We start from the raw sequence: 6,668 nt of genomic DNA on the forward strand, positions 1-6,668 counted from the left end.
CCGTAGGAGACCTTCCTGCTCCGAACCCGTCAGCTAACCCGGTAGGCGAGAGGGAAGGAAAGGATCAGCCCCTTCATGGCGTTCACCCGTGCCACCGGGAAGCATCGTCGTCCGAGCCGCATGACCCGCACGACCGCACAGGTCGCCGGTGTCGCAGCGCTCGCCACGACCGGTGTCGTCGGCGGCCTCGCCGCCCCCGCTCTCGCCGCCGGCACCGCCGCCGCGGATCACAACGCTCTGACGCAGGGCATCGTGATCGGCGACAGCCTGGCCGAGCAGATCGACGCACAGGCCACGGCGCAGAAGAAGGCGGCCGCGGAGGCCGCCGCACAGAAGAAGGCCGAGGCCGAGGCCAAGCGCAGGGCCGAGGAGGCCAAGCGCAAGGCGGAGGCGAAGGCCAGGAAGGAGCGCGAGGCCAAGGAGCGCGCCGCCCGTGAGGCCGAGCGCAAGCGCCTCAACGCCTTCGTGGCGCCGATCTCCGGTTCGTACGTCTCCACCGCCTACAAGGCGAGCAGCGGCCTGTGGTCCTCCGGCAGCCACACCGGCATCGACTTCCACGCCGCCAGCGGCACCTCCGTGCACGCGGTCGGCGCCGGTACGGTCGTCGAGGCCGGCTGGGGTGGTGCCTACGGCAACAACATCGTGATCAAGATGAACGACGGCACGTACACCCAGTACGGCCACCTGTCGTCCATCGGTGTCTCCGTCGGCCAGAGCGTCACGCCGGGGCAGCAGATCGGCCTCTCGGGGGCCACCGGCAACGTGACGGGCCCGCACCTCCACTTCGAGGCCCGGACGACGCCCGAGTACGGATCGGACATCGATCCCGTCGCGTACCTGCGCGCGCACGGTGTGGGCGTCTGACTCCGCCCCGACACCTCGCAGCACTTCACGAAAGCCCCGGCGTCCGAGCCGGGGCTTTCGCGTTCCCGCGTTCCGCTGTCCAGAAAATATCCGCGGATTCGGGTACCGCGTCGGAAATTCGATCCCGGTGGAATAGAGTCGACGGGTGCGCGCACGGAAGGGGATCCGGGTGCGTATTCGGGTGCGCCTCTTCGTCCGTGTTCCGCAAGGATCGGGTGGATCGGGTCGGCACAGGACGGAAATCGAAGCGGAGGTCGGGGCATGCGCATTCCCGCGCACACGGTCTGCACGGCGATCCGCGACGACATCGTCGCGGGGGTCCACGAGCGCGGCGCGAGACTCACCGAGGACCTGCTGGCCCGCCGCTACGGGGTCTCGCGGGTGCCCGTCCGCGAGGCGCTGCGCACCCTGGAGGCGGAGGGGTTCGTCGTGACGCGGCGGCATGCGGGCGCGTGCGTGGCCGAGCCCACCGAGCAGGAGGCGGCCGACCTCCTCGAGATCCGCACGCTGCTCGAGCCGCTCGGGGCGGCGCGGGCGGCGCAGCGGCGCACGGAGGCCCACCTCAAGGTGCTCCGCGGCCTCGTCCGGCTGGGTCAGGAGCGCTCCAAGCAGGGCGACAGCGAGGATCTGCGGTCCCTGGGCGGCTGGTTCCACGAGACCCTCGTGCAGGCCTCCGAGAGCCAGGGCCTGATCACGCTGCTCACCCAGCTCCGGCACAAGATCGCCTGGATGTACACGGTCGAGGGTGCGGAGCGGCCGGCCGACTCCTGGGCCGAGCACGGCGCCATCGTCGACGCGCTGGCCCGCCGGGACGCCGACCGTGCCCGCAGTCTGACCGCAGCGCACACCGCGCGGGTGACGGCTGCGCACCGACTGCGCGTCCCCCGCGCGGGTGACCGTGTGAGGACTTCGCAACATGCCGTCAACACGGCGGGGCTCCGGCATTAACACCGCGTCCGTATACAAGGACGTACGGCTTTCTGTGCAAAGAACCGCTCAGTGCGTCGGTAATTCCCGCTGCCCTGATCAAGAATGATTGTGCGGCCGGAATTCGCTGCGTGATTCCCGTCCGGAGTTTTTTACAGCTGTGGCTGCCCGGAAATGGGGGACGGAATGCGTGCCCTACGCGCGCGGAATGCGGAAGAGCGGAACGGTGCGCGGGGAAAAGCAGAACCGCGCGCCCCCGAAGGGGACGCGCGGCGCTGAAGGAACGACCGGAGGGTCAGACGGTCTCGGGGAGCTCGTCCAGGCCCTCGGCGACCAGCTTGGCCAGACGGTCGAGAGCGGCGTCCGCACCCTCGGCGTCGGAGGCCAGCACGATCTCCTCGCCACCCTGCGCGCCCAGGCCGAGCACGGCCAGCATGGAGGCGGCGTTGACGGGGTTGCCGTCGGCCTTGGCGATGGTCACGGGGACGCCGGCCGCAGTGGCCGCGCGGACGAAGATGGAAGCGGGGCGGGCGTGGAGGCCCTCGGCCCAGCCGACGTTGACGCGGCGCTCAGCCATGTGATGCTGCCCTTCAGGTGACTCATTGGTTGTCTAGACCATTCTCACACACCGGTGCACGTGCCCCACGCGGACCCGGGTCCCGGGGTGCGCGGTGCTCCGGCCTTCCACAGCCTGCCCTCCGCCCGCCGGGCACGCGACCCGTACGAGCGGCGGACGCCTGTCGGTGCCCCGCCCTACTCTTGCGGCATGGAGACCCCGTCGGACCGGCACGCCTACCCCGCCCACTGGGAGGCCGACGTCGTGCTGCGCGACGGCGGCACCGCGCGGATCAGGCCCATCACCACCGCGGACGCGGATCGTCTGACCAGCTTCTACGAGCAGGTCTCGGACGAGTCGAAGTACTACCGCTTCTTCGCGCCCTACCCTCGCCTGTCCGCCAAGGACGTGCACCGGTTCACCCATCACGACTACGTGGACCGGGTGGGGCTCGCCGCGACCGTGGGCGGCGAGTTCATCGCGACCGTGCGCTTCGACCGGATCGACGCCACCGGCCGGCCCGCCTCCACGCCCGCCGACGAGGCCGAGGTCGCGTTCCTCGTGCAGGACGCGCATCAGGGGCGCGGCGTGGCCTCCGCCCTCCTCGAGCACATCGCGGCCGTCGCGCGCGAGCGGGGCATCCGCCGCTTCGCCGCCGAGGTGCTCCCCGCCAACACCAAGATGATCAAGGTCTTCACGGACGCCGGTTACACCCAGAAGCGCAGCTTCGAGGACGGCGTCGTACGGCTCGAGTTCGGCCTCGAGCCCACCGAGGCCTCGCTGGCGGTGCAGCGCGCCCGTGAGCAGCGCGCGGAGGCCCGCTCCGTCCAGCGACTCCTCGCCCCCGGCTCGGTCGCCGTGATCGGCGTCGGACGCACGCCCGGCGGCGTCGGCCGCAGCGTGCTGCACAACATGCAGGAGGCGGGCTTCACCGGCCGCCTCTACGCGGTGAACAAGGCCTTCCCGCAGGACGTCACGGAGATCGACGGCGTCGCCGCCCACCGCTCCGTGCGCGACATCGACCCGGCCGTCCCCGTCGACCTCGCGGTCGTCACCGTGCCCGCCCCCCAGGTGCCCGACGTCGTCGCCGAGTGCGGGGAGCGCGGCGTCCAGGGCCTCGTCGTCGTCTCCGCGGGCTACGCGGAGAGCGGCGCGGAAGGGCGCGAGCGCCAGCGCGAGCTGGTCCGCCAGGCCCGCACCTACGGGATGCGCCTCGTCGGGCCGAACGCCTTCGGGATCGTCAACACCTCACCCGAGGTACGGCTCAACGCCTCCCTCGCCCCCGAGATGCCGCGCCCCGGCCGCATCGGCCTCTTCGCCCAGTCCGGCGCCATCGGCATCGCCCTCCTGTCCCGCCTGCACCGCCGGGGCGGCGGCGTCACGGGCGTCACCGGCGTCTCCACGTTCGTCTCCGCGGGCAACCGCGCGGACGTCTCGGGGAACGACGTCCTGCAGTACTGGTACGACGACCCCGACACCGACGTCGCCCTGATGTACCTGGAGTCGATCGGCAACCCGCGCAAGTTCACCCGCCTCGCCCGCCGCACCGCCACCGCCAAGCCGCTCGTGGTCGTCCAGGGCGCGCGCCACAGCGGCGTGGCCCCCACCGGGCACACCGTGCGCGCCACCCGCCTGCCGTACGGGACCGTCTCCGCGGTGCTGCGGCAGGCCGGCGTCATCCGGGTCGACACGATCACCGAGCTCGTCGACACCGGGCTGCTCCTCGCGCGCCAGCCGCTGCCCGCGGGCCCGCGCGTCGCCATCGTGGGCAACTCGGAGTCCCTCGGCCTGCTCACCTACGACGTGTGCCTCTCCGAAGGGCTGCGCCCCAAGCCGCCCCGGGACCTGACCACGGCCGCGACGGCCGCCGACTTCCGAGCCGCACTGGAGGCCGCCCTCGCCGACGACAAGACGGACTCCGTCGTCGTCACCGCGATGCCCACCGTGGGGGAGGACCCGACCGGGGACGCCGAGCTGGCCTCCGCCCTGAGCGCCGCGGCCGCCACCGTGCCGTCCAAGCCGGTCCTCGTCGTCCACGTCGAGCTCGGCGGGCTCGCCGAGGCCCTCTCACGCGCCACGAGCACGGGGCCCAACGCGCCCGGCACCCAGCCGGCACCCGCCGCCCCCGCGGCGGCCCAGGCACCGGCCGGCGCGGCCCCGCGCCTCATCCCGGCCTACCCGGCCGCCGAGCGCGCGGTCCACGCCCTCTCGGAGGTGGTCAAGTACGCCCAGTGGCGCCACGACACCGCCGAGCCGGGCAAGGTTCCCGAGTACGACGACATCGACGAGCCGGGCGCCGCCGGCCTGATCGCCGCCGCCCTCGCCGCGGACGACGACCCGCGCGGGACCGAGCTCACCCCGGAGGACACCCGCGCCCTCCTCGCGCGCTACGGGATCGCCGTGCGCGTGACCCTGCCCGCACAGGACGCCGACGAGGCCGCCCGTGCCGCGAGCACCCTCGGCTACCCGGTCGCGCTCAAGACCACCGCCCCGCACCTGCGCCACCGCGCCGACCTCGGCGGCGTCCGGCTCGACCTCGCCGACGAGCGCGAGCTGCGCCGCGCCTACGAGGAGCTCACCGACCGACTCGGCAAGCCCGCCGAGCTGCGCCCCGTCGTCCAGGCGATGGCCCCGCGCGGCGTGGACACCGTCGTCCGCGCCGTCATCGACCCGGCGGCCGGCGCCGTGCTCTCCTTCGGCCTGGCCGGAGCCGCCTCCGAGCTGCTCGGCGACACCGCGCACCGGCTGATCCCGGTGACCGACCAGGACGCCCGCGCGGTCGTCCGCTCGATCAAGACGTCCCCGATCCTGTTCGGCTGGCGGGGCGCCGCACCCGTCGACACCCCCGCCCTGGAGGAGCTGCTCCAGCGCGTCTCGCGCCTCGTCGACGACCACCCCGAGGTCGTCGGCGTCGCGCTCGAACCCGTCGTGGTCGCGCAGGAGGGGCTGACCGTGCTCGGCGCCTCCGTCCGGCTCGCACCCCCGCCCGCACGCGACGACCTGGGCCCGCGCACCCTGCCCGTCGCCTTCTGACCCCTCGTGCGCGGGGGCCCGCCGGGCGTTGTCCACAGGCGCACCGGCGGCCTCGTCGCGGGCCTTAGGATGGACGGCATGGCCAAGACCAGTACGACGACCCAAGGGCTGCGCGCGGCGATCGAGCGCAGCGGCTACTACCCGGCCCTCGTGGCCGAGGCGGTCGAGGCCGCGGTGGGCGGCGAGGCGATCTCGTCGTACCTCGTGCACCAGGAGACCACGTTCGACGCGAACGAGGTCCGTCGTCATGTCACCGTCCTGGTCCTGACGGACACCCGCTTCATCGTCAGCCACACCGACGAGCAGGCGGCCGACAGCACCTCCCCGACGCCGTACGCCACGACCTCCACGGAGTCGGTCAAGATCGGCCGGATCTCCTCGGTCGTCCTGAGCCGCGTCGTCGCCAATCCGGAGAAGTACGTGCCCGGCGCGCTGCCCCGTGAGGTCGTCCTCACCATCGGCTGGGGCGCCGTCTCCCGGATCGACCTGGAGCCCGCCGCCTGCGGCGACCCCAACTGCGAGGCGGACCACGGCTACACGGGCAGCTCCACCGCGGACGACCTGAGCCTGCGCGTCAGCGAGGCCGGGGACGGACCGGAGACGGTCCGCCAGGCCCTGGCCTTCGCGCAGTCCCTCTCCGAGGCGACGGCGGACGCGGGACGCCGATGACCCAGGCCGCCTGGGACGACGTGGAGCCCCTGCCCGTCCACACCGCTCCCGTCCCCGCGTACGGCACCGGCTCCCTCGCCGACCTGCTGCCGACGCTCGGCGCCCACCTCGGTGTGCCGGGCTGCACGGCGGCGATCCCCGAGCTCGCCCCGGCCGACCGCGCCTGCGTGTTCCTCATCGACGGCCTCGGCTGGCGACAGCTCCAGGAGCACCCCGACGAGGCGCCGTTCCTCAGCTCCCTGACGGCCACCTCGCGCGGCGGCACCGGCCGCCCGATCACCGCGGGCTACCCGGCCACCACCGCGACCTCCCTCGCCTCGGTCGGCACCGGCCTGCCGCCCGGCGCCCACGGCCTGCCCGGGTACACCGTGCGCAACCCCGACACCGGCGAGCTGATGAACCAGCTCCGCTGGACCCCCTGGACGAAGCCCGCGGCCTGGCAGCCGTACCCGACGGTCTTCCAGCGCGCGCACGACGCCGGGGTGCACACGGCGCAGGTCTCGGCCCCCGCCTTCGCCTCGACGCCGCTCACCAAGATCGCACTCAGCGGCGGCACCTTCCACGGCCGGCTGTCCGGCGAGGACCGCATGGACCTGGCCGCGGAGCAACTGGCGGCGGA

Annotated in this window: 6 protein-coding genes and 1 riboswitch; of the genes, 5 read left to right on the forward strand and 1 reads right to left on the reverse strand. The window is 73.4% G+C overall.

Annotated features, from left to right (window positions below; translation table 11 throughout):
* A riboswitch (cyclic di-AMP (ydaO/yuaA leader) is annotated at window positions 1–63 on the forward strand. This riboswitch is flagged as partial in the annotation.
* 12 nt (window positions 64–75) lie between these two features.
* Both GTW43_RS30900 and GTW43_RS30905 read left to right on the forward strand, forming a co-directional pair.
* Window positions 76–864 (forward strand): M23 family metallopeptidase, encoded by a 789-nt coding sequence (locus GTW43_RS30900; protein WP_161305288.1) that lies wholly within the window; start codon window positions 76–78, stop codon window positions 862–864.
* Between the two features lie 261 nt (window positions 865–1,125).
* Window positions 1,126–1,812 carry a GntR family transcriptional regulator gene (locus GTW43_RS30905; RefSeq protein ID WP_161305289.1) on the forward strand — a complete coding sequence of 229 codons (687 nt, stop codon included), beginning with the start codon at window positions 1,126–1,128 and terminating at the stop codon, window positions 1,810–1,812.
* 274 nt (window positions 1,813–2,086) lie between these two features.
* On the opposite strand, the gene GTW43_RS30910 is transcribed toward GTW43_RS30905, so the two are convergent.
* Window positions 2,087–2,368, reverse strand: coding sequence for an HPr family phosphocarrier protein (locus tag GTW43_RS30910; RefSeq protein ID WP_073755402.1), 282 nt, complete (start codon window positions 2,366–2,368; stop codon window positions 2,087–2,089).
* Window positions 2,369–2,557: 189 nt separating this feature from the next.
* On the opposite strand from GTW43_RS30910, the gene GTW43_RS30915 reads away from it, so the two are divergent.
* The 3 genes from GTW43_RS30915 to GTW43_RS30925 form a co-directional block, all read left to right on the forward strand.
* Entirely contained in the window at window positions 2,558–5,380 is a 2,823-nt protein-coding gene (locus GTW43_RS30915) for a bifunctional GNAT family N-acetyltransferase/acetate--CoA ligase family protein (RefSeq protein WP_161305290.1), read from the forward strand.
* A 69-nt stretch (window positions 5,381–5,449) separates the two neighbouring features.
* Window positions 5,450–6,049, forward strand: a complete 600-nt coding sequence (locus GTW43_RS30920; protein WP_161305291.1) for a DUF5998 family protein — start codon at window positions 5,450–5,452, stop codon at window positions 6,047–6,049.
* Window positions 6,046–6,668: alkaline phosphatase family protein (locus GTW43_RS30925; protein WP_161305292.1), on the forward strand; the 623-nt coding region annotated here is incomplete at its 3' end. The genes GTW43_RS30920 and GTW43_RS30925, both read left to right, overlap by 4 nt.

Origin of the sequence: Streptomyces sp. SID5785, assembly GCF_009870065.1 — a bacterium.
Lineage (GTDB): Bacteria > Actinomycetota > Actinomycetes > Streptomycetales > Streptomycetaceae > Streptomyces.